Source organism: Methylobacterium nodulans ORS 2060 (assembly GCF_000022085.1).
GTDB classification, from domain to species: domain Bacteria; phylum Pseudomonadota; class Alphaproteobacteria; order Rhizobiales; family Beijerinckiaceae; genus Methylobacterium; species Methylobacterium nodulans.
Window position 1 is genome coordinate 4,842,642 of record NC_011894.1, and the last position, 21,107, is coordinate 4,863,748.

General features: G+C 68.5%; 22 protein-coding genes. 8 read left to right on the forward strand and 14 right to left on the reverse strand.

The window, feature by feature from the left end:
* Positions 1–31: 31 nt before the first annotated feature.
* Entirely contained in the window at positions 32–1,135 is a 1,104-nt protein-coding gene (gene hrcA, locus MNOD_RS22455; protein WP_015931259.1) for a heat-inducible transcriptional repressor HrcA, read from the reverse strand.
* Positions 1,136–1,315: 180 nt separating this feature from the next.
* Between hrcA and MNOD_RS22460 the strand changes: the two genes are divergently transcribed.
* From MNOD_RS22460 to rdgB, 3 genes are all read left to right on the forward strand, one after another.
* Entirely contained in the window at positions 1,316–1,603 is a 288-nt protein-coding gene (locus MNOD_RS22460) for a hypothetical protein (RefSeq protein WP_015931260.1), read from the forward strand.
* A gap of 111 nt (positions 1,604–1,714) precedes the next feature.
* On the forward strand, positions 1,715–2,428 hold the full coding sequence (gene rph, locus MNOD_RS22465) for a ribonuclease PH (RefSeq protein ID WP_015931261.1): 714 nt from the start codon (positions 1,715–1,717) through the stop codon (positions 2,426–2,428).
* Positions 2,429–2,435: 7 nt separating this feature from the next.
* Complete coding sequence (rdgB, locus tag MNOD_RS22470) at positions 2,436–3,068, forward strand: RdgB/HAM1 family non-canonical purine NTP pyrophosphatase (protein WP_015931262.1); 633 nt, start codon at positions 2,436–2,438, stop codon at positions 3,066–3,068.
* Positions 3,069–3,224: 156 nt separating this feature from the next.
* Here the strand turns inward: rdgB and MNOD_RS22475 are convergent, their stop codons facing one another.
* A complete protein-coding gene (locus tag MNOD_RS22475; protein WP_015931263.1) occupies positions 3,225–3,650 on the reverse strand; it encodes an organic hydroperoxide resistance protein in 426 nt (141 codons plus the stop codon).
* Positions 3,651–3,883: 233 nt separating this feature from the next.
* On the opposite strand from MNOD_RS22475, the gene MNOD_RS22480 reads away from it, so the two are divergent.
* The 4 genes from MNOD_RS22480 (at position 3,884) to MNOD_RS22495 (ending at position 6,647) form a co-directional block, all read left to right on the forward strand.
* Positions 3,884–4,384, forward strand: coding sequence for a MarR family winged helix-turn-helix transcriptional regulator (locus MNOD_RS22480; RefSeq protein WP_015931264.1), 501 nt, complete (start codon positions 3,884–3,886; stop codon positions 4,382–4,384).
* A 159-nt stretch (positions 4,385–4,543) separates the two neighbouring features.
* Positions 4,544–5,659 (forward strand): alkene reductase, encoded by a 1,116-nt coding sequence (locus MNOD_RS22485; protein WP_015931265.1) that lies wholly within the window; start codon positions 4,544–4,546, stop codon positions 5,657–5,659.
* An 86-nt stretch (positions 5,660–5,745) separates the two neighbouring features.
* Complete coding sequence (gene arfB, locus MNOD_RS22490; protein WP_015931266.1) at positions 5,746–6,171, forward strand: alternative ribosome rescue aminoacyl-tRNA hydrolase ArfB; 426 nt, start codon at positions 5,746–5,748, stop codon at positions 6,169–6,171.
* A gap of 206 nt (positions 6,172–6,377) precedes the next feature.
* Positions 6,378–6,647 carry a hypothetical protein gene (locus MNOD_RS22495; RefSeq protein ID WP_015931267.1) on the forward strand — a complete coding sequence of 90 codons (270 nt, stop codon included), beginning with the start codon at positions 6,378–6,380 and terminating at the stop codon, positions 6,645–6,647.
* On the opposite strand, the gene MNOD_RS22500 is transcribed toward MNOD_RS22495, so the two are convergent.
* The 12 genes from MNOD_RS22500 to MNOD_RS22555 all read right to left on the reverse strand — a co-directional run bounded on the left by MNOD_RS22500 (position 6,631) and on the right by MNOD_RS22555 (position 20,547).
* A complete protein-coding gene (locus MNOD_RS22500; protein WP_015931268.1) occupies positions 6,631–7,272 on the reverse strand; it encodes a transglutaminase-like cysteine peptidase in 642 nt (213 codons plus the stop codon). The genes MNOD_RS22495 and MNOD_RS22500 overlap by 17 nt on opposite strands.
* A 247-nt stretch (positions 7,273–7,519) precedes the next feature.
* A complete protein-coding gene (locus tag MNOD_RS22505) occupies positions 7,520–7,942 on the reverse strand; it encodes a DUF4186 domain-containing protein (protein WP_015931269.1) in 423 nt (140 codons plus the stop codon).
* A 293-nt stretch (positions 7,943–8,235) separates the two neighbouring features.
* Positions 8,236–9,216, reverse strand: coding sequence for an IS110-like element ISMno29 family transposase (locus tag MNOD_RS22510; RefSeq protein ID WP_015927424.1), 981 nt, complete (start codon positions 9,214–9,216; stop codon positions 8,236–8,238).
* Positions 9,217–9,837: 621 nt separating this feature from the next.
* Positions 9,838–11,793 (reverse strand): PHA/PHB synthase family protein, encoded by a 1,956-nt coding sequence (locus MNOD_RS22515; protein ID WP_015931270.1) that lies wholly within the window; start codon positions 11,791–11,793, stop codon positions 9,838–9,840.
* A 74-nt stretch (positions 11,794–11,867) separates the two neighbouring features.
* A complete protein-coding gene (locus tag MNOD_RS22520; RefSeq protein WP_015931271.1) occupies positions 11,868–12,731 on the reverse strand; it encodes an SURF1 family protein in 864 nt (287 codons plus the stop codon).
* 28 nt (positions 12,732–12,759) lie between these two features.
* Positions 12,760–13,152 carry a cytochrome o ubiquinol oxidase subunit IV gene (gene cyoD, locus MNOD_RS22525; RefSeq protein WP_015931272.1) on the reverse strand — a complete coding sequence of 131 codons (393 nt, stop codon included), beginning with the start codon at positions 13,150–13,152 and terminating at the stop codon, positions 12,760–12,762.
* Entirely contained in the window at positions 13,149–13,772 is a 624-nt protein-coding gene (gene cyoC / locus MNOD_RS22530; RefSeq protein WP_085984994.1) for a cytochrome o ubiquinol oxidase subunit III, read from the reverse strand. Before cyoC ends, cyoD begins: the two co-directional genes overlap by 4 nt.
* 10 nt (positions 13,773–13,782) lie before the next feature.
* Entirely contained in the window at positions 13,783–15,786 is a 2,004-nt protein-coding gene (gene cyoB, locus MNOD_RS22535) for a cytochrome o ubiquinol oxidase subunit I (RefSeq protein WP_015931274.1), read from the reverse strand.
* 38 nt (positions 15,787–15,824) lie between these two features.
* Positions 15,825–16,889 (reverse strand): ubiquinol oxidase subunit II, encoded by a 1,065-nt coding sequence (cyoA, locus tag MNOD_RS22540; RefSeq protein ID WP_244424809.1) that lies wholly within the window; start codon positions 16,887–16,889, stop codon positions 15,825–15,827.
* Positions 16,890–17,024: 135 nt separating this feature from the next.
* On the reverse strand, positions 17,025–18,359 hold the full coding sequence (locus tag MNOD_RS22545) for an MFS transporter (protein WP_015931276.1): 1,335 nt from the start codon (positions 18,357–18,359) through the stop codon (positions 17,025–17,027).
* A gap of 62 nt (positions 18,360–18,421) precedes the next feature.
* Positions 18,422–19,150 carry an acetoacetyl-CoA reductase gene (gene phbB / locus MNOD_RS22550; protein WP_015931277.1) on the reverse strand — a complete coding sequence of 243 codons (729 nt, stop codon included), beginning with the start codon at positions 19,148–19,150 and terminating at the stop codon, positions 18,422–18,424.
* Between the two features lie 215 nt (positions 19,151–19,365).
* Positions 19,366–20,547: an acetyl-CoA C-acetyltransferase gene (locus tag MNOD_RS22555; RefSeq protein WP_015931278.1), complete on the reverse strand. Its 1,182-nt coding sequence runs from the start codon at positions 20,545–20,547 to the stop codon at positions 19,366–19,368.
* 236 nt (positions 20,548–20,783) lie between these two features.
* Here MNOD_RS22555 and MNOD_RS22560 point away from each other — a divergent pair, with 236 nt between their 5' ends.
* Entirely contained in the window at positions 20,784–21,080 is a 297-nt protein-coding gene (locus tag MNOD_RS22560) for a hypothetical protein (protein WP_157091532.1), read from the forward strand.
* The last annotated feature ends 27 nt before the right edge of the window (positions 21,081–21,107 follow it).

Genomic DNA, 21,107 nt, shown 5'->3' on the forward strand with positions numbered 1-21,107 from the left:
TCGCGCCCCGCCGGAACCGCGCTGCGGCGGCTCACACCCGCCCGTTCTCCAGCATCCGGGACATCACCCGGGCGGTGAAATCGACCATCGGCACGATGCGGGCGTAGTTGAGCCGGGTCGGCCCGATCACGCCGACGACGCCGACGATCTTCTGGCGCCCGTCATGGAAGGGCGCGGCGATCATCGAGGATCCGGAGAGCGAGAAGAGCTTGTTCTCGGAGCCGATGAAGATGCGCACGCCTTCGCCCCCCTCGGCCCGGGTGAGGAGGTCGATGACGTCCTTCTGGCTCTCGAGATCGCTGAACAGGAGGCGGATCCGCTCCAGATCCTCCGCGGCGCGCAGATCCTCCAGGAGATTCGCCTGCCCGCGCACGATGAGATGGCGCTCCTCGCTCGGACCGACCGAGCGGGCGAGCCCCGCATCGACCAGCCGCTCGGTGAGCGCGTCGAGTTCCCGCTTCATCGCCTCCCGGCTGGCTTCGATCTCGGCGCGCACTTCCCCGAGCGTCCGGCCGCGGATGCGGGCGTTGAGGAAGTTGGAGGCTTCCTGCAGGGCGCCCGCCGGCAGCCCGGGGGGCAGGTCGACGAGGCGGTTCTCGACCGATCCGTCCTCCGAGACCAGCACCACGAGGGCCCGGCCCGGATCGAGCCGCACGAACTCGACATGGCGCAGATTGGCGTTCTGCTTCGTCGTCACGACGACGCCGGCCCCGCGGGAGATGCCGGACAGCATCACGGAGGCTTCCGTCAGGGCGGTCTCGAAGGTGTGGCGGGAGGCGGCAGCGCGCATCTGCGCCTCGATCCGCCCCTGCTCCTCCTGGCCGACATCCCCGAGTTCGAGCAGCGCGTCGACGAAGAAGCGCAGGCCCGTCTCCGTGGGCAGGCGGCCGGCGCTGGTATGGGGGGCGTAGATCAGCCCGGCCTGTTCCAGATCCGCCATCACGTTGCGCACCGAGGCCGGCGACAGCGTCATGGGCAGGATGCGGGCGAGATTGCGGGACCCGACCGGCTCGCCCGTGGCGAGGTAGCTCTCGACGATCTGGCGGAAGATCTCGCGCGAGCGCTCGTTCAACTCGGCGAGGCTGCGAGCCTGGCCGGGCCCGGCCGGCAGAGGGGGGAGATCGCGCGTGTTCATCAACCACTTGGAACGACTGACGTCTTAATGTGAGGCTGGCGCGGCGCGCGCGCAAGCGTGGGAGCCCGCGCTCCGTCGCCGCTCCGTCAGTTGCCGTTCAGCCGCGCGACCCCATCCTTCTCCTCCCGGCCTTGGGACAGGCATGCCCCGGGTCGGCAGGAGGAAACCTCGGAGGCCATCATGCTGACATCCCGCATCGCGATCCGCGGCCGACATCTCACCGCCGCCGCAGCCTTCGTCGTCGCCGGTCTCGCCGGCGCGGGCAGCAGCGCCCAGGCGGCTCCCTTCGCGCCGGCGCCCGCAGTGGCGGCATCCGTCGATTCCGGCATCGTCCAGATCCGCCACGGGCGCGGGCACGGGCGCGGGCACCATTACGGCTGGCGCCGCCACCATCATCACCATTGGCGGCCCTACCACCACCGCCGCCACCACTACCGCCATCATCATCGCCGCCACTGGCGCTACTAACCCGGCGCATGTTTCCGGCCCGGAGACCGGCATGGTCTCCGGGCTCCCCGCTTGCCGCCCGGCGCGCCAGCGCCTATGAGCGCGACCCCGTGCCGATCGAAGGAGAGCCCCATGCGTCCGTCCAAGCGTGCGCCGGAGGAATTGCGCAAGGTCACGCTGGAGCGGGGCGTCGCGCGCTACGCCGAGGGCTCCTGCCTCGTCACCTTCGGCGAGACCCGGGTGCTGTGCACCGCCTCGCTGGAGGAACGCGGCCCGTCCTGGCTGCGCGGCTCCGGCAAGGGCTGGATCACCGCCGAATACGCCATGCTCCCGCGCGCGACCCATGAGCGCAACCGGCGCGAGGTCAATGCGGGCAAGCCCTCGGGCCGCACGCAGGAGATCCAGCGGCTGATCGGCCGCTCGCTGCGCGCGGTGGTGAACCTGCCCGCCATCGGCGAGCGCCAGATCGTGATCGACTGCGACGTGCTGCAGGCCGATGGCGGCACCCGCACCGCCTCGATCACGGGCGCCTGGGTGGCCCTGCACGAGTGCTTCACCTGGATGCGCAGCCGCTCGATCATCTCGGTCGATCCGATGCGCGACCACGTGGCCGCCGTGTCCTGCGGCATCCACAAGGGCACGCCGATCCTCGACCTCGACTATGCGGAGGATTCCGCCGCCGAGACCGATGCGAACTTCGTCATCACGGGCTCGGGCGGCATCGTGGAGGTGCAGGGAACCGCCGAGGTCACGCCCTTCTCGGAGGAGGAGTTCCTGGGCCTGCTGCGGCTCGCCAAGAGCGGCGTCGCCCAGCTCGTCGCCCTGCAGAAGCAGGCCGTGGGCTAGACGACCGATGGCGCGCCTGCTCTCCGGACGGGTCGTGATCGCGACCCACAACAGCGGCAAGCTGAAGGAGATGCGCGAGCTGCTCGCGCCCTTCGGCGTCGAGGCGGTCTCGGCGGGTGAGCTCGACCTGCCCGAGCCCGTGGAAACCGGCACCATGTTCGCCGAGAATGCGGCGATCAAGGCGCGCAGCGCCGCCGCGGCGACGGGATTGCCGGCCTTCGCGGACGATTCGGGAATCTGCGTCGAGGCCCTCGACGGGGCGCCCGGCCTGTTCTCCGCCCGCTGGGCCGGCGGCTCGAAGGATTTCTCCGCCGCGATGGCCCGCATCGAACGGGAGCTGGCGCAGCGCGGCGCGACGAACCGCCGGGCGCATTTCGTGTCGGCGCTCGTCGTCGCGTGGCCGGACGGACACGAGGAGCTGTTCGAGGGCCGCGTGTTCGGCGAGCTGGTCTGGCCGCCGCGCGGCACGCTCGGATTCGGCTACGATCCGATGTTCAAGCCCGACGAGAGCCCGCTCACCTTCGGGGAGCTCAGCTCGGAGGAAAAGCACGGGATCGACTGGGAGAACGGCCGCGCCCTGTCGCACAGGGCGCGCGCCTTCCTGAGCCTCGCGGCGTCCTGCCTGCGCCGCGAGGGTTGATCATATCAACGGCCCGGGCTGCTGACGTAAGCCAAGTGCTGACGCGGCGGGCCGTTGAGCCATCTCGAATTGTCGACACCAAGCCAAAGGCTTTGTGACGAGGCTTGGCGACAATTCGAGAACGGGACCAACGGTCCTTTTCAAGGCCCGTTGGTATCAGACGACCTGAAGCCCGACGTCGACGTTGCCGCGGGTGGCGTTCGAGTAGGGGCACACCTGGTGCGCCTTCTCGACCAGTGCCTGCGCGGTTGCGCGGTCGAGGCCCGGCAGCGAGATCTTGAGGTTCGCGGTGATGCCGAAGCCGCCCTCCGAGCGCGGGCCGATGCCCACGGTGGCCGTGACGGTCGCGTCCGCCGGCACCTGGATCTTCTCCTGGCCGGCCACGAACTTCATCGCGCCGAGGAAGCAGGCGGAATAGCCGGCGGCGAAGAGCTGCTCGGGATTGTTGCCCTCGCCGCCGCCCCCTCCGAGCTCCTTCGGCGTGGTCAGCTTCACGTCGAAGCTGCCATCCGCGGTCTTGGCGCGGCCGTCGCGGCCGCCCGTGGCGGTGGCCTGGGTCGTGTACTTCACGTCGACGGGCATCGGTATTCTCCGTAGATGTCCGGGCGGAGCCGCCCGGAGGCTCCGAACGGCTCCGGCGAGCCGGCGGACCCGATATAGCGCGCCAATTTATTGCGCGCAATTTGTTTTCTTCGAGCCGGACGCGTATCCTTCCGGGCAATCCTCCCGCGGGCTGCATCGGGGATGGTACGCAATCCATACGGTGGCGTGGCGCTGGCCGCCACAGGGGCCGGCCGCGGAGGAAGGAGACCGACATGTCAGGCTCCCACGCCGAGGATCCCGCGTCGCGGGGCGATCCGGCTTCCGGCGATCTCCACCTCGCCAGCCAGATCTGTTTTGCGGTCTATTCTGCGGCGCATGCCTTCAACCGCATCTACAAGCCCCTGCTCGACAGCCTCGGCCTGACCTACCCGCAATATCTCGTCCTGCTGGTGCTTTGGGAAGAGGACGGGCAGACCATGAAGGCGATCGGCCAGCGGCTCTATCTCGATTCCGGCACGCTGACGCCCCTGATGAAGCGGCTGGAGATTGCGGGCCTGGTGCGGCGGGCCCGCGACGAGAGCGACGAGCGGCTGATGCGGATCACGCTCACCGAGACCGGGCGCGCGCTGCGCCACAAGGCGCTGCCTTTCCCGGACGAGATCCTGTGCGCCACAGGCCATCCGCCCGAACGCCTCAAGGCCCTGCGCGACGAGATCATTGCCCTGCGCGACGCCCTTCACGCCCACGCGACCCTCGAACGCGGCCCGTCCTGACCGGCTTGCGGCATGTGCGATACCGCACTGCCTGAACGGGAGAGCGCAGCCGGAGCCTTTCGGCGCGCCGCCGGCTGACCATTTGAGAGCCGTCCGGCTCCGCCCGGACAGGACAGCCGGGGCCGTGTCATGGCTCCGCTCCCGGAGTTCGCGATTTCCATGATGACTGATCTGCTCTTTCGGCCGCTCACCCTCGGTGCGATCCGGCTCGACCACCGCGTCGTGATGGCGCCGCTGACCCGTATGCGCTCGCGCCAGCCCGGCGACGTGCCCCAGCCCCTGAACGCGGAATATTATGGCCAGCGTGCCAGCCGCGGCGGGCTCATCATCGCCGAGGCGACCGATATCACCGAACAGGCGCGCGGCTATCCGGGAGCGCCGGGCATCTACACGCCCGAGCAGATCGAGGGGTGGCGCGGCGTCGCCGAGGCGATTCACGCCAAGGGCGGCCATCTGTTCATCCAGATCTGGCATACGGGCCGCATCTCGCATTCCTCGATGCAGCCGGGCGGCGCCCTGCCGGTGGCGCCCTCGCCGGTGGCGGCGCCGGGCAACCACATGGATATCCGCTTCAACGCGGTGCCGTTCGAGACGCCGCGCGAGCTTGACGAGGCCGAGATCGCGACGATCGTGGGCCAGTTCCGGCAGGCCGCCCTCAACGCGCGGGCGGCGGGTGCGGACGGGGTCGAGATCCACTCCGCGAACGGCTACCTGATCGACCAGTTCCTGCAGGATTCCACCAACCGGCGCACCGACCGCTACGGCGGCTCGATCGAGAACCGGGCGCGATTCCAGCTCGAGATCGTCGACGCGGTGGCGGCGGCGATCGGCGCGGACCGGGTCGGGATCCGGATCTCGCCCTGGGGCAGCTTCAACGGCATGAAGGACAGCGACCCCGGTGCGCTCTTCGACCACGTGACGGCCGAGCTCGGCCGGCGCGGCCTCGCCTACCTGCATGTGGTGGAGCCGCGCGCCGACCAGAGCAGCGACGTGAACGCCCTCGACCCGAACGCTCCGGATGCCGCCTCGCGCTTCAAGTCGCGCTTCGGCGGTCCGCTGATCGCGGCCGGCGGCTTCACGCCGGAGAGCGCGGCCGCCGCATTGGCCGGCGGCGAGGTCGATGCGGTGGCCTTCGGCCGCCTGTTCATCGCCAATCCCGACCTGCCGGAGCGCATCCGCCGGGGCGCAGGCTTCAACCGCTACGACCGCGCCACCTTCTATGGCGGCGACGCCCGGGGCTACGTCGACTATCCGGCCCTCGACGCCGCAGCCTGAGCGGCAAGCGATCCCCGCGCGGGCATCCGCCTTGTGCCCGGCGCCCGCGCGGGTCATCTCTCGCCCGACCGAGCGGGAGACGCGCCGTGGACCTCGAATGCACGCCCTCCATCACCATCGACGAGGCGGAGCTGGAGGAGAGCTTCGTGCGCGCCTCCGGCCCGGGCGGGCAGAACGTCAACAAGGTCGCGACGGCGGTGCAGCTCCGCTTCGACGTGCGCCGCTCCCCGTCGCTGCCCAACGCGGTGGCGATCCGCCTGATGAAGCTGGCCGGCCGGCGGCTCACCGCCGACGGCATCCTCGTCATCACCGCACAGGCCCACCGCACGCAGGAGCGCAACCGCGCCGAGGCGCGCGAGCGGCTCGCCGAACTGGTGCGCGAGGCGGCGGTGCCGCCCAAGCCGCGCCGCCCGACCCGTCCCACGCTCGCCTCGAAGACGCGCCGCCTCGATACGAAGACGCGGCGCGGGAACGTCAAGCGCCTGCGCGCAAGCAAGCCGGGACCAGAGTAAACGAAGACTTCACCCTGATCGCCCCCACCATCTCGGCCCTTCGCCAAGACGGCTGACAAACGATTCAGCACGATCCGTCTTTGCATCGAAGACGAGGCTGCGTCCTGGTCGGCGAGGTGGCACCGTTAAGCCGTGCGGATGATGATGTCTGCGACGCGAGCGCCGGCTCTCAACAAGGCTGCCGCGATCAGGGACGAGGTCATCCGATGGGACGGAGATGGTTGCGGCTCGGGGCGGACGCTCTTGGCGTCGGTGCTCTGTGGCTGGGTATGCTGATGGTGGCCGGCGGCGACGGCGCAGCGGCCCTGGGTCTGCGACCCGGGCTCGACCCCGTCGCTCTCGAAGCGAGGGCCGCCTCGGCCCCCGCGCCGGTGCGCGTGATCCTGCCGACCCCATGGGCGCACGCCACCGCGGCCTTCGCCGAGGAAGCCCGGCAGGCCGCAACCCGGCCGGCAGCGTTCAGCGGTTCGCGGTGACGACCGGTCCGACCGCGCGGCCAAGGGAGACCCAGGCGACGGCATCCTGGGCCTCGCGCTTGATGAAAGTGTAGCCGGTGCGGTGCCAGGGCAGCACCGCGCTGGTCTTGTTGTCGAGCACGAGGTCGCCGCGGTCGGTGCGCAGCATCAGCACGGCGTGGCCCTCGCCCTTCTCGTCGATCACCACGGTCATGCGCATCGCCCGCCGCGGCAGGCCGCTCTCGGCCAAGAGCTTGCGCTTGAGCAGCTGGTAATCCTCGCAATCGCCGCTGCCGTCCTCGGCCAGGTCCCAGCGGTCGGGCACGCCCCAATGCTCCTGGTCGGTGAGCGGGCGGATGCGGCTGTTCACGCTGCGGTTCACGCCGGTGATGGTCTGCCACAGCCGCGGGCTCAGCGTGATCGTGTCCGGCTCGCTCACATCCACCGCGCATTCCGACGCATAGCGGCGGCAGAAGTCCGTCCAGGCCAGGATCGGCTTCGCCTCGCCCGAGACGGCGGGCAGCGTCCCGGCCCGGGGGAGGGCGGCCAGGGTCTGGCCGAGCGCGGCCGGCGCCGCCAGAAGGCTGGCGAGGAGCATGGCGGCCTTGAGGACGCTCCGGCTCCGGCCCTGATCCGCGCTCCGCATCTGCCCGCCCCGTTAAGCTTCGGTTAAGCCTTCGTGACACGGGAACGGCGCGGCGACAACGGAACGGTAAAGAAAAGGTTAACGCGTGGGACGAGCGCCCCATGGCGGCGGACGCGCGGCGCTGACAGTCGGACCGGTGGTCCAGGAACGGGGGGTGGAGCGGGCGGTCGGCATCGAACCGCGTGGGCCTGCCCGCGCCGATCCTCCTCGGCCGCTCACGCCCCGCAGCGAGTTCGCAGGCTGGGCTCTATGCGCCGCTCCGATCCGTTCTCTCCCGGGCGAACAGCGGAAGCTCCTCCGCTGCTGCGGGCCCGGCGTCGTCGCTTCGGGCACGCAACCAGTGCCCGATCGCCTCGACCACATGATCCTGCTCGGCCGCGCTGAGTTCGCGTCCGGACGGGATGCCGTGCCACTTGGACAGGCAGCCTCGACAGCAGGTCGCCGTGGCGTGCTGGGCCACGAAGACCGGATGCCCGCGAAAGGGCGTCTGCTTACCGTCCTTGGCGGGTGCGGCCGGCGCGAGACGCCGCGCTACGAAGTCCCGCGCATGGGCCATCACCGTCGGCAGGCCCTTCTCGCGCAGGTAGGCTTGCTCTGCGGGCGCGAGCGTGAACCGCTGCCGGAACGCGGATCGGGAGAGTCGGTCGAATACGTCCTCGAGTGCCCTCATCCCACCGTCTCCGCTGTCTGATGGATATACCGGGCCCCGATCGCGATGAGAACGGGCGGGGAGATCCGGACGCCCGCGGCTCCGAAGATCTGGCATGAGCCGCCAGGGCTGTTCCCTCTCGGGCCGATCCTGACGGATGAAACCGGCTGACTGAGCGCTGCCGCCCGTGGCAGCCAATTTCGGTCCTCAATCGACAACGCACCATCAGCGGTCGCTGCGCGACTTTTCGTGCTGGATCCCGGGTCGCATTCCGCTGCCGCTGCAGTCGTCCGGGAAAGCATCTGTGTTTGGCGTCAAGCCTGTTGGGGCTGATTTGGCGTCCAGAGGCGGTCCTGAGCGATGAGGCTGTTGGCCAGCACGGCGAGCTTGCGGGCCACGGCGATGATGGCGCACTTTGGCTTCTTGCCGTTGGCGATCAGGCGTTCGTGGAAGGCTTTCAGGCCGGCGTTGTGGCGGGCGGCCGAGAGCGCCGCGAGGTAGAGGACGCGGCGCACGGGCGGGCGGCCGCCCCAGATGACCCGCACGCCCTGGCGCGCGCCGGAATCGTCGGCGACCGGCGCCAGGCCCGCCAGCAGGCCGATCTGCCGGCTGCTGCAGGTGCCCAGCTCGGCCAGGCTGGCCACCAGGGTGGCCGCGATCGTGTCCCCGATCGAGGGGATCGAGACCAGGATGGCATGCCGCCGGGCCAGTCCGGGATCGGCCGCGATGAGCCGGCGGATCTCGCCGGCAAGGGCCTCGATGTCCGCGGCGATCCTGGCCAGACGGTCCTGGAGCTGGCGGATCAGGAACGGGCTTGCGGCCGCGGCCAGCTGGTTCTTGAGGGCGGTTTGTTCGGCCACGGCGCTGTCGCGGGCCGCGACCAGTTCCTGGAGCGCTTCGAGCGCGTCCGAGGCCGGCGGGCGCTGCGGGGGGGCCATCACCGCGGCAAACTGCGCCAGCACGCGGGCATCGAGCCGATCGGTCTTGGCCCAGATGCCTTGCGCCTTGGCGAACATGCGCACCCGAAACGGATCGACGACGGCGACCGGCAGGCCCGAGGCATGCAGGCTGCGGCGGGTCTGGCGGTGCCACTTGCCGGTGGCCTCGACCACGACCAGCCCCAGAGCAAAGCGCCCAAGCCAGCGCTTGAGCTGCCGGATGCCGACCTCGGTATTGGCGAACCGCTGGGCTTGGCCGGAGGGGAGGACGTGGACGTCGAGCCAGCTCTTGCTGACGTCGATCCCCACGCTAGACTTGCCCGCGGTCTCTTGTTTGGACACTTCCTTGCCTTGCATACGGGACTTGCTCCCCAGCATCTGTTCAGGACAAGAGCCAGAGGGCGGCCGGATCCTGCTTTCCCACGGTGCCAATCCTAGAGGGAGATCGATCCCGGCCGCCCGCGTCGCGGCCGGTGGCCACCGGCCGCGACGCACCTCACAGCTTGGTGCGCTGGTCGGCCCGTCAAACATGCAAGAGGGAGCGGGCGACGAGAGGCCGGGCGCGCCGATCACCGGTCGTCTCCGGACAGGTCAGGCGGACGTCCTCGCCTCGGCTGCCGCGGTCTCGATCGGCCACGCACCGTCTTGGGGTGCGCTGATCCGTATGGCTCGTCCTGAGGTTTGATCCGTCAGGGGCGGCACAGCCAGGGTGAACTCAGGCCGAGAGGCTGCCGGTGCGATCGTCCATCGCTGGCGCCTCAGCATGAGGAGCGTGGCAGCTTTCACGCAGATCAACTTCTCTTTAGCAACTCAAACTGAGCGTATCCGCAAGTGATCCCAACGGCCCAAGATGCTGACGCACCGGGCCGTTGGGATCATGGTGAGTGCCGTAGCCAATTCATCAGGGTTGCCACGGTGCCAAAATCTCAAAAAGGCATCGCTTCGCCGAGAATCGACTCCAGTTCAGCTTGAGCGGTCTTAAGTCTGCAGAACGTAGGTCCCGGGCGCGTCCTGCAGGGGCGGATGCTGGGCGCTGCCCAGGGCCGGCGGCGCGCCCAAGGGGCCCGACCGGGCCGAGAGCCAGGCCGACCAGTCCGGCCACCAGCTGCCGCTGTGTCGCTTCGCGCCCTTCAGCCACTGCTCCGGCGTGGCAGCGGGCTTGTCACCTTCGGCCGTGCGATACTCGCCCTTGCCGCCCGGAGGATTGATGACGCCCGCCACATGGCCGCTCGACGCCAGCACGTAGCGCACGGCCCCGCCGAACAGCTGCGTGATGCGCCAAGCCGAGTCCCATGGCACGATGTGGTCCTTCTCGCAGCCGACCGCATAGGTGTCCTGCCTGACCCGTCCGAGATCGACGGTCTCCCCCTTGAGGCTGATCTTGCCCGGCTTGATCAGGTTGTTCTCGACATAGGTGTTGCGCAGATACCAGCTGTGGGCCGCCCGCGTCATTCGGGTGCCGTCGCTGTTCCAGTAGAGCAGATCGAAGGCAGGCGGCTTGTTGCCAAGGAGGTAATTGTTGACGACGTTCGACCAGATCAAATCATTCGAGCGCAGCAGATTGAACATGTTGCTCATCGCGCGGCTGTCGAGATAGCCGCGTTCCATCATCTGTTGCTCGATCAGGTCGAGGGTCGGTTCATCCATGAACACCGCGGTGTCGCCGATCCGCGAGAAGTCCTGCGGCGACACCATGAAGCTCGTCGAGTTGAAGCGCTGGTCGCCCTTCGCCGCCAGGATGGCGAGCGTGAGCGTCAGCAGAACCCCGCCGATGCAGTAGCCCATCGCGTTCACGGTCTCGCTGCCGGTGATCTCGCGGATCACCTCGCTCGCTTCCAGCGGCCCGAGATCGATGTAGTCCTCGATGCCGATCCCATCCATCGACGCATCGGGATTCCTCCACGAGATCAGAAACACGGTGAAGCCCTGGGACACCAGGTACCGCACCATGCTGTTCTTGGGCTGCATGTCGAGGATATAGAATTTGTTGATCCAGGGCGGCACGATCAGCAGGGGGGTTTGATGAACCTGCTCCGTCGTGGGCGAGTACTGGATGAGTTCGATCAGCGCGTTGCGGTGAACCACCTTGCCGGGCGTGAGGGCGAGGTTGCGCCCCGGTGCAAAGGCATTCGCATCGACCATGCTGAGGCGCCCGGCCGCGATATCGGCGAGGAGATTGCGCGCCCCGTCGGCGAGGCTCGCGCCGCCCGTCTCCAGGGCCTTGCGCAGGGCGACGGGGTTCGACGTCAGCACCAGCGCCGGGCTCATGGCATCGACGAACTGGCGCAGGTGGAAATTGAGGCGGTGCTGCTCGGCCTCGTCGAGATCGCTGATATTGCCGCGTTCCAGAAGCCAGTCGGAAGCGAGCAGATAGAGCTCCTTCAGGGCGAGGTAGGCGGGGTTCGTCCGCCACTCGGGGGCGGAGAACCGCTTGTCGGGCCGTGCCGCCGCCGGAGCCGACGCGGATGAAAGCCCGAACAGGCCGAGCCAGTTCTGCCCCGCCTCTTCCCAAGCGGTGAGCAGCGACTTCCACACGCCCTGGCCGAGATCCATCAGCGAAGCGGCGGCCTCGGGCTTGTTCACCGATCGGAGCCAGACGGTTCGCAGGGCCCAGGCGATCCCGGCCCAGTCGATCGGCACGACCTCGCGCAGCGGATTGGCATTCCAGATCTGGTCGATCGACCGCAGAAGCGGGTCCTCGGTCAGGCGCCTGGCGAGCTGATCCTCGGACAGGAGGGGCGGGACGGCGCCGAAGGGCGGGACGGCCGGCGGCCAGACCGGGTTCTGGAGACCCTGCGGCGCGGCCGAGATCTGCTCCATCCATCCCGTCCACAGGCTCAGCATCATGTCGGGGCTGGGCGAAGCCCGGTCGCTGCCGCTTGCTTCCGTCGTGGGCGATGGCGTCGTCCCGGCGCCCGTGGTCTGGTCTGCCATGGCGGTTCCTCCGATGTTTCGTCTCGTGGCGATGTCCGTTGCCGGTGGGGTCGGCTTTCCCCCGGACCGGATGATCAGAGTGTGCCCGTCATTGCCGATTCCTGACAACGCGCTGTCGGCTCGACATGATCTGGCGCCTCCGTCGAACGCTCCGCGGTTTCGCCCTCCTCGCCCGGTCCCCGAAGGAGGGCGCAGACGAGGCCGGCGAGCACCATCAGCGCGAGCGTGAACCAGACCGCGGCGTAGAGAAGGTGGTTGTTCGGGAACCGGACGATGGTCAGCCCGGCTCGCGGCCAGCCGCCTGCGCCGCCCAGGTCATCGGCGTCGACGAAATACGGCGCGGCGTCGGGAAGGCCGCGCGCCGCCGCGATCATCGCCGTGTCGCGCGAATACCAGCGGCCCGCCTCCGGATCATTCCTCCGCAGGAACCCGCCTTTCGGCTCCGACAGGCGCAACAGGCCGACGACGGTGATGGTTCCCGCGGCCTCGCTCCGGCGCCTCGTCCCGGGCTCGCGGAGAGCGGGCGGCACGAAGCCGCGGTTGACGAGTACGATCGTCCCATCCGCCTGCTGCAGCGGCGTGACGACCCAGTATCCCGCGCCCAGGGCCGTCAGAGCCTGCACCAGCGTCTCGCGGTCGTTCAGGAAGCGGCCGGTGATGCGCACGCGCCGATACTCGTCGCCGGACGCCGTCACGCGCGCCCAATCCGCGCGGGCCGGGGCGGGAACGGGCGCCGCGTGGACGCGCTGCTCGACCCGCGCGATCAGGTCGAGCTTCCAGGCCCGGCGCTGGAGCTGCCAGATCCCGAGCCCTGCCAGCCCGGCGGCGAGGCCGAGCGCGAGCACGGCCAAGACGATCTCGCGCGCCGTCCACCGGCCTGGGGTCCCGGCGCGGTCCGGGCCCGCCCCGCACGCCGACGCCGGGTCCCGGGGCGACATCGCACCCAGGCGTCCGACCCGGTTCCGGTCAGGGCATCCCGTGGCGCACATGCTCGGCCGACAGCGGCATCATGTTGGTGTTCAGGTGGTGCATCACCCAGATCGACCCGGTCAGCGTGATCACCACCAGCGTGACCGTGAAGATCAGCGCCAGGACGGTCCAGCCTCCTTCCGACCTGGTATTCATGTGGAGGAAGTAGACCATGTGCACCACGATCTGGATGACCGCGAAGGCAAGGACCGCGATCGTCGTCTGGACGCGGTCATCGAGCACGTTGGCCATGACGAGCCAGAACGGAATGGCCGTGAGAATGGCCGAGAGCACGAAACCGGTGACGTAGCCCTCGAAGGTGCCGTGGCCGGCTCCCCCATGCCCGTGCTCATGCCCATGCGGCGCGGCGTCTCCGGCGGCGTGGCTCATCGCAGGACTCCCATCAGGTAGACGAAGGTGAACACCCCGATCCAGACCACGTCGAGGAAGTGCCAGAACATCGACAGGCACAGGAGCCGGCGCATGTTGTCGGCGATCAGCCCGCGCTGCGCCACCTGCACCATCAGCACGCTGAGCCAGACCAGGCCGAAGGTGACGTGCAGGCCGTGCGTGCCGACCAGGGCGAAGAAGGAGGACAGGAAGCCGCTGCGCTGGGGCGTGGCGCCCTCGCGGATCATGTGCGCGAACTCGTAGAGCTCGATGCCGATGAACGCCGCCCCGAACAGGCCGGTGACGACGAGCCAGCGCTGCATGCCGCGGACTTGGCCCTTGTCCATCTCCAGCATCGCGAAGCCGTAGGTGATGGAGGACAAGAGCAGCATCGTGGTGTTCACGGCCACGATCGGCAGGTTGAACACGTCGTTCGGCGACGGGCCCGCGGCGTAGCTGCGCCCGAGCACGCCGTAGGTCGCAAACAGCACCGCGAAGACGAGGCAGTCGCTCATCAGGTAGATCCAGAACCCGAGCAGGGTCCCGCTCTCGTGCGCGTGCTCTTCCTCGGCGTAGAACAGCGGCGCTTCGGTGCCGGGTGGGGCGGTGTTCGCGTGCATGGTCATGGCGTCAGGCCCGTCCGGCGAGCGCGGCGGTGTGCGCATCCTCGGTCCGCACCACGACCTCGGCCGGGATCGTGAAGTCGCGGTTGTAGTTGAAGGTGTGGATGATCGTGACGGCCAGCATCGCGACGAAGCTCAACGCGGCCAGCCACCAGATGTACCAGACCATCGCGAACGAGAACGCGATGCTGATAGCCCCCAGGATGGCGCCCGTCCCGGTATTCTTGGGCATGTGGATCGGCTTGAAGCCGATCAGCGGGCGGCTGTAGCCGCGCTTCTTCATGTCCCACCAGGCATCGAGGTCGTGCACGACGGGCGTGAAGGCGAAGTTGTACTCAGGCGGGGGCGAGGAGGTGGACCATTCGAGCGTGCGCCCGCCCCAGGGATCGCCCGTGAGGTCGCGCAGCTTGCCCCGGCGCAGGATGCTGACGGCGAACTGCATCAGGATCGCCAGAATGCCGAACAGGATCAGCACCGCGCCGATCGCTGCCGTGACGAACCAGACCTGCAGGGACGGATCGTCGAAGTGCTGCACGCGCCGCGTCACGCCCATCAGGCCCAGCACGTAGAGCGGCATGAAGGCGACGTAGAACCCGACGACCCAGCACCAGAACGACACCTTTCCCCAGAACGGATCGAGTCGGAAGCCGAACGCCTTCGGGAACCAGTAATTGACGCCCGCGAGCATGCCGAACAGCACGCCGCCGATGATCACGTTGTGGAAATGGGCGATCAGGAAGAGCGAGTTGTGCAGCACGAAGTCGGCCGGCGGCACCGCGAGCAGCACGCCGGTCATGCCGCCGATCACGAAGGTCACCATGAAGGCGACCGTCCACATCATCGGCAGTTCGAACCGGATCCGGCCGCGATACATCGTGAACAGCCAGTTGAAGATCTTCGCCCCCGTCGGGATCGAGATGATCATCGTGGTGATCCCGAAGAACGAGTTGACGCTGGCGCCCGAGCCCATGGTGAAGAAGTGATGCAGCCAGACCAGATATGACAGAATGGTGATCACCACCGTGGCGTAGACCATCGAGGCATAGCCGAACAGGCGCTTGCCGCAGAAGGTCGAGGTCACCTCCGAGAAGATGCCGAAGGCCGGCAGGATCAGGATGTAGACCTCCGGATGGCCCCAGATCCAGATGAGGTTGAAATACATCATCGGATTGCCGCCGAGGTCGTTGGTGTAGAAATGCGTGCCGACATAGCGGTCGAGCGACAACAACGCCAGGGTGGCGGTGAGGACCGGAAAGGCCGCGACGATCAGGATATTGGTGCAGAGCGAAGTCCAGACGAAGATCGGCAGTTTCATCATGGTCAGGCCCGGCGCCCGCATCTTGACGATGGTGGCGATCAGGTTGATGCCGGACAGCGTGGTGCCGATGCCCGCGATCTGCAGCGCCCAGATGTAGTAGTCGACGCCGACGCCCGGGCTCATGTCCGCGCCCGAGAGGGGCGGGAAGGCGAGCCAGCCGGTGCGGGCGAACTCGCCGACGAACAGCGAGATCATCACCGTCACCGCGCCGCTCACCGTCATCCAGAGGCTGAAATTGTTGAGGAACGGGAAGGCGACGTCGCGCGCCCCGATCTGCAGGGGCACGACGTAGTTCATCAGGCCGGTGACGAACGGCATCGCCATGAAGAAGATCATGATGACGCCATGGGCGCTGAAGATCTGGTCGTAGTGGTGGGGCGGCAGGTAGCCCTCGTTGGCGCCGAAGGCGACGGCCTGCTGGGCGCGCATCATCAGCGCGTCCGCGAAGCCCCGCAGCAGCATCACGAGCGCCAGGATCACGTACATGATGCCGATCTTCTTGTGATCGACGCTGGTGATCCAGTCGCGCCAGAGGCTGCCCCAGAAGCGGAAGTAGGTGATGGCGGCGAGCACCGCGAGGCCGCCGATGGCGACGGCCACGAAGGTACCCACCAGGATCGGCTCGTGCAGGGGGATGTCCTCGAGAGTCAGGCGCCCGAGAAGCAGCTTCTGGAGATCTGGGTTCGAGAACATGCGAACGCCCTGTGCGAGAATCCGACGGACGGGGTGGTTCAGGGGGAGCGCTGCGTCGGCGCGACGGGCGCGTGGTCCGTGCCGGGTGCCTCATGGCCGCCATGCGCCCCGCCGCGCGGGGCTTCGCTGCGCGGCTCGCGGCCCGAGGCCGGCACGGTGGCTCCCGGCGCCTCGTCCCCGCGCTCCAGGTGGCGGTTGTCGTAGCGCAGGCGCTCGCGATTCTCGCGGCTCTCGATGCCGGCACCGCCCGCCGCATCGATGCGCATCATCTCGCTCATGCACATCTTGCCCGGAACCGCGCACATATTGAGGATCGAACTGTAGAGGCCGTCGGCGACGGAGGTGTAGTAGCGCACCGGCTCCGCCTCGCTCGGCTTCTCAAGTTGAAGGTAGGCGTCGCGGCTGAGGTCCGACCCCTGGGCTTTCGCTTTCGAGACCCAGGCGTCGAACTCCTCCGGCGCGAGTCCGTGGAACTTGAACGTCATGCGCGAGAAGCCGGTGCCGCTGTACTGCGCCGACAGGCCGTCATAGACACCCGGCTTGTTGATCACCGCATGGAGCTTCGTCTCCATGCCCGGCATGGCGTAGACCATGCCCGCGAGCGCCGGCACGTAGAAGCAGTTCATCACCGACGCGGCCGTGATCTTGAAGTTGATCGGCCGATCGACCGGGGCGGCGAGCTCGTTGACGGTGGCGATGCCCTGGTCCGGATAGAAGAACAGCCATTTCCAGTCGAGGGCCACGGCCTCGACGGTGAGCGGCTTGACGTCGGCCGGCACCGGGCGGTTGGGCGCAAGCCGCGTCAGCGGGCGGTAGGGGTCGAGCGTGTGGGTGCTGATCCAGGTGAGCGCCCCGAGCGCGATGATGATCATCAGCGGGGCGGTCCAGATCACCACTTCGAGCTGCGTCGAGTGGTGCCAGTCGGGATCGTAGACCGCCTCCTTGTTCGCGGCGCGATAATGCCACGCGAACAGGAGCGTGAGCACGATGACCGGCACGATGATGAGGAGCATCAGGCCGGTGGAGGCGAGTACGAGGTTGCGCTGCTGCACCGCCACGTCGCCGGAGGGCTGCATCACGACGAGGTTGCAGCCGGCCAGCATCGGGAGCAGGAGGAGAAGGGCGAGGCCGCGCAGGGACCGCCAGGGCGCACCGGTGGAGATCGCGCGGGGTGGCGGGGGAACGCTGAGGGTCACGGCTTTCGATCTCCCGGCTGACGAGGGGTGATGCGGGGCGGCTCACATCTGCCGCATCTCGGAGCGATCGAGCGCCAGGGCCGCGAGCGTGCAGACCGCACCCGACAGGAGATAGAGGCCGACGCAGGCCAGCCCGTACTGGCTCGACAGCCAGAGCGCGACCAGGGGCGCGAAGCCCGCCCCGAACAGCCAGGCGAGGTCGGAGGTGAGCGCCGCACCCGTGTAGCGGTAGCGCGTGCCGAGCCGCGATGTCACGGCGCCGGCGGTCTGCCCGTAGGAGAGGCCGAGCAGCGCGAAGCCGATGGTGACGTACATCGTCTGCCCGATCGCGCTCTCGCCGAAGATGAGGGGAGCCACGACGCTCGCCAGGGCGAAGCCCCCGATCAGGCTGGCGCTGAGCAGCAGCGTCCGGCGCCGCCCGATCTGGTCGGCGACGAGGCCCGAGGCCCCGATCGCGCCCGCGCCGATGATCGCGCCCGAGAACTGGACGATCAGGAACTCGCCCGCGTTGCGGTCGGTGAACAGGGTGATCCAGCTGATCGGGAAGATGGTGACGAGGTGGAAGAGGGCGAAGCTCGCGAGCGGCACGAAGGCGCCGATCAGCACCTCCCGGGCATGGTGGCGCAACAATTCGGCGACCGGCACGGGTTCGAGCCGCCTTAGCTCCATCAGCCGCGCGAACTCCTCGGTCGCGACGAGCCGCAGGCGCGCGAACAGGGCGACGACGTTGATCGCGAAGGCACAGTAGAAGGGGAAGCGCCAGCCCCAGTCGAGGAAGTCCTCCTGGGTCAGGTTCACGAGGAAGAACGAGAACAGGGCGCTCGCGACCATGAAGCCGACCGGCGCGCCGAGCTGCGGGATCATCGCGTACCAGCCGCGCCGCTCGCGCGGAGCGTTGAGGGCGAGGAGCGAGGCAAGGCCGTCCCAGGCTCCGCCGAGGGCAAGGCCCTGCGCCACACGCAGGCCGGCCAGGAGGTAGATCGCCCAGGCGCCGATCTCGGCATAGCCGGGCAGAAAGCTCACCGCCGCGGTCGAGCCGCCGAGGAGGAAGAGGGCGATGGTGAGCTTGACGCCGCGTCCGTGCCGGCGGTCGATGGCCATGAAGATGACCGAGCCGATCGGCCGCGCGACAAAGGCTAGCGCAAAGATCGCGAAGGAGTAGAGGGTCGCGGTCAGCGGGTCCGGCGCGAAGGGGAAGAACACCTTCGGGAAGACGAGCACCGAGGCGATGCCGTAGACGAAGAAGTCGAAATACTCGGAGGCCCGACCGATCACCACGCCGACCGCAATCTCGCTCGGATCGACCCTGTGGTCGGTCGAAACCAGCCGTGCGTCACGTTCGAGTGGTGCCGATGTGGGTGGTGCCGATGTGGTCATGAGAGCACCCGCGATCGCCTCGATACCGGAGAGTCAGGCCCGCACCGCGACCGGATTTCGGCTCAGTGGAAGTACTGCCCGCCGTTGATGGTGAGGGTGGAGCCGGTGATGAAGCCCGCCTGCTCGCCGGCCAGGAACTCGACCGCGCGGGCGATCTCCTCGGCCTCGCCGAGCCGGCCGACCGGGATCTGCGGCAGGATCTTGCTCTTGAGCACCTCCTCGGGCACCGCCTTGACCATCTCGGTGGCGATGTAGCCGGGCGCGATCACGTTCACGGTGATGCCCTTATTGGCATTCTCCTGCGCCAGCGCCTTGGCAAAGCCGATCACCCCGGCCTTGGCCGCCGAGTAGTTGGTCTGGCCCATCTGCCCCTTCTGGCCGTTGATCGACGAGATCAGGATGATGCGGCCAAAGCCCCGCGCCCGCATGCCGTCGATCACCGGCCGGGTGCAGGTGAACATCGAGTCGAGGTTGGTGCGGATCACCGCCTGCCACTGCTCGAAGCTCATCCGGTGGAACATGCCGTCCCGGGTGATGCCCGCATTGTTGACCAGGATGTCGATCGGCCCGAGCTCGGCCTCCGCCGCCCGGATGCCCGCCTCGCAGGCGGCCGCATCGCCCACGTCGAACTTGAACACCGGGATCCCGGTCTCGGCCTTGAAGGCGTTGGCGGCCTCGTCGTTGCCGCCGTAATTGGCCCCGACCGTGTAGCCGGCCGCCTTCAGGCCCTTCGCGATGGCGGCGCCGATGCCGCGCGTGCCGCCCGTCACCAGAGCAACGCGTTCTGCCATGTCCCCTCTCCTTGCGGATGCGTTTCCTTCCCTAGAGACCCGCGGGCGCTTCGAGAAGGGCCCGGCCGTCTCGTCGTGCTTGGTTTTTCGTCTGCCCGGGAGGAGGCCGGTCGGACCCCGTCCGGGCATCCGGGCGCGCCGGCGCGCCCGTCCTGCGGAGGGCAAACGCCCTCCCGGAGGGCGCGCCGCCCCCGCTGCCCATGCGGCGGGTCCGGTCAGCGTTCCACGCACATGGCGACGCCCATGCCGCCGCCGATGCAGAGGGTGGCCAGCCCCTTCTTGGCGTCGCGGCGCTGCATCTCGTGCAGCAGCGTCACCAGCACCCGGGCGCCCGAGGCGCCGATCGGATGCCCGATCGCAATGGCGCCGCCGTTCACGTTGACCTTGGCGTCGTCGAAGCCCAGCTCCTTGTTCACCGCCAGCGCCTGAGCCGCAAAGGCCTCGTTGGCCTCGATCAGGTCGATCTCCGCCGCGCTCCAGCCGGCCTTCTCCAGCGCCTTGCGCGAGGCCGGGATCGGGCCGGTGCCCATGATCTTCGGGTCCACCCCCGCGGTCGCCCAGGAGACGATCCGCGCCAGCGGGGTCAGGCCGCGCCGCTCGGCCTCCGCCGCCGCCATCAGCACCAGCGCGGCCGCCCCGTCGTTGATCCCCGAGGCGTTGCCGGCCGTGACCGTGCCCTCCTTCGCGAAGGCCGGCCGCAGCTTGGCCATCGCCTCCACGGTCGCCCCCTCCCGGATGTACTCGTCGGCCTCGACCACCACCTCGCCCTTGCGGGTCTTGACCGGGACCGGCACGATCTCGGCCTTGAACCGGCCCGCCTTGCGGGCCGCCTCGGCCTTGTTCTGCGAGCGGGTCGCAAACGCGTCCTGCTCCTCGCGCGTGAGCTGCCACTTCTGGGCGATGTTCTCGGCCGTGTTGCCCATGTGGTAGCCGTTGAAGGCGTCCATCAGGCCGTCCTTCAGCATCGTGTCGATCAGGGCCAGGTCGCCCATCTTCTGGCCGCCGCGCAGATGCTGGGCATGCGGCGCCATCGACATCGATTCCTGGCCGCCCGCCACGATGATCTTGGCGTCGCCGTTGGCGATCTGCTGCATGCCGATCGCCACCGTGCGCAGGCCCGAGCCGCAGAGCTGGTTGAGGCCCCAGGCGGTCGCCTCCTGCGGGATCCCGGCCGCTATCGCCGCCTGGCGGGCCGGGTTCTGGCCCGCCCCGGCGGTCAGCACCTGGCCGAAGATCACCTCGTCCACCTCCGCCGGCGCCACCTTGGCCCGCTCCAGCGCCGCCCGGATCGCCACCGCCCCGAGCTCGTGGGCCGGCAGGGTCGCAAAGGCGCCGTTGAACGAGCCGACCGGCGTCCGCGCCGCACCCACGATGACGATGTCCTGCTTCTCTGCCATGCGCGTTTCCTCATCAGCGCGGGGCCAGTGCGTCTGGCCTTCTGCCCTTACGGGTTCGGGCTCAACAGCGAAGCCACGCGGCCGGTTCCGGTTCTTGGCGTGATTTCTCCGCTTGCAATAGCGCTCAGAAACGAGGCAGTCTAGTGTTACTGTAGAAGGCGGCGGCTTGTTCGGTGCTTACAGGCCGGGCAGGTAGAATTGTCGTGCGCCCGCATGGTTCGGCTGGACCGCTGAATATGACTGAGGCTGGCTGGATCGGCCACTTTTCAGAGAATAGAAACGCCTCATCGGCAGCTCGCAAATTCCTGCGTTTTGGCATGTGGATGCGTGCAATGCTCGTGAAAGTGCAGCTCTGTGATATGAAACGGGTCATTGTTTCATTTATCCAAGATCAGGGCTTTGCATTTCTTGCTGCGGCCGGCGATGCGGCTTGCGGCCGGTGCGGATCAGCGCTTGAGTATTCCCAATCGGCGTCGGACATGCGCATCGACCTTGTCGCTCATCCCATGGACCATTGTCACATCCTCGCGTGAACAACGGCCCGCTGCAAAGGACTACGC

Bases quoted from the DNA above. Each gene is read 5' to 3' on its own strand.
- hrcA (WP_015931259.1), bottom strand. From the start codon at position 1,135: ATGAACACGCGCGATCTCCCCCCTCTGCCGGCCGGGCCCGGCCAGGCT.
- MNOD_RS22460 (WP_015931260.1), top strand. From the start codon at position 1,316: ATGCTGACATCCCGCATCGCGATCCGCGGCCGACATCTCACCGCCGCC.
- rph (WP_015931261.1), top strand. From the start codon at position 1,715: ATGCGTCCGTCCAAGCGTGCGCCGGAGGAATTGCGCAAGGTCACGCTG.
- rdgB (WP_015931262.1), top strand. From the start codon at position 2,436: ATGGCGCGCCTGCTCTCCGGACGGGTCGTGATCGCGACCCACAACAGC.
- MNOD_RS22475 (WP_015931263.1), bottom strand. From the start codon at position 3,650: ATGCCCGTCGACGTGAAGTACACGACCCAGGCCACCGCCACGGGCGGC.
- MNOD_RS22480 (WP_015931264.1), top strand. From the start codon at position 3,884: ATGTCAGGCTCCCACGCCGAGGATCCCGCGTCGCGGGGCGATCCGGCT.
- MNOD_RS22485 (WP_015931265.1), top strand. From the start codon at position 4,544: ATGATGACTGATCTGCTCTTTCGGCCGCTCACCCTCGGTGCGATCCGG.
- MNOD_RS22495 (WP_015931267.1), top strand. From the start codon at position 6,378: ATGGGACGGAGATGGTTGCGGCTCGGGGCGGACGCTCTTGGCGTCGGT.
- MNOD_RS22500 (WP_015931268.1), bottom strand. From the start codon at position 7,272: ATGCGGAGCGCGGATCAGGGCCGGAGCCGGAGCGTCCTCAAGGCCGCC.
- MNOD_RS22505 (WP_015931269.1), bottom strand. From the start codon at position 7,942: ATGAGGGCACTCGAGGACGTATTCGACCGACTCTCCCGATCCGCGTTC.
- MNOD_RS22510 (WP_015927424.1), bottom strand. From the start codon at position 9,216: ATGCAAGGCAAGGAAGTGTCCAAACAAGAGACCGCGGGCAAGTCTAGC.
- MNOD_RS22515 (WP_015931270.1), bottom strand. From the start codon at position 11,793: ATGGCAGACCAGACCACGGGCGCCGGGACGACGCCATCGCCCACGACG.
- MNOD_RS22520 (WP_015931271.1), bottom strand. From the start codon at position 12,731: ATGTCGCCCCGGGACCCGGCGTCGGCGTGCGGGGCGGGCCCGGACCGC.
- cyoD (WP_015931272.1), bottom strand. From the start codon at position 13,152: ATGAGCCACGCCGCCGGAGACGCCGCGCCGCATGGGCATGAGCACGGG.
- cyoC (WP_085984994.1), bottom strand. From the start codon at position 13,772: ATGCACGCGAACACCGCCCCACCCGGCACCGAAGCGCCGCTGTTCTAC.
- cyoB (WP_015931274.1), bottom strand. From the start codon at position 15,786: ATGTTCTCGAACCCAGATCTCCAGAAGCTGCTTCTCGGGCGCCTGACT.
- cyoA (WP_244424809.1), bottom strand. From the start codon at position 16,889: ATGCTGGCCGGCTGCAACCTCGTCGTGATGCAGCCCTCCGGCGACGTG.
- MNOD_RS22545 (WP_015931276.1), bottom strand. From the start codon at position 18,359: ATGACCACATCGGCACCACCCACATCGGCACCACTCGAACGTGACGCA.
- phbB (WP_015931277.1), bottom strand. From the start codon at position 19,150: ATGGCAGAACGCGTTGCTCTGGTGACGGGCGGCACGCGCGGCATCGGC.
- MNOD_RS22555 (WP_015931278.1), bottom strand. From the start codon at position 20,547: ATGGCAGAGAAGCAGGACATCGTCATCGTGGGTGCGGCGCGGACGCCG.
- MNOD_RS22560 (WP_157091532.1), top strand. From the start codon at position 20,784: ATGACTGAGGCTGGCTGGATCGGCCACTTTTCAGAGAATAGAAACGCC.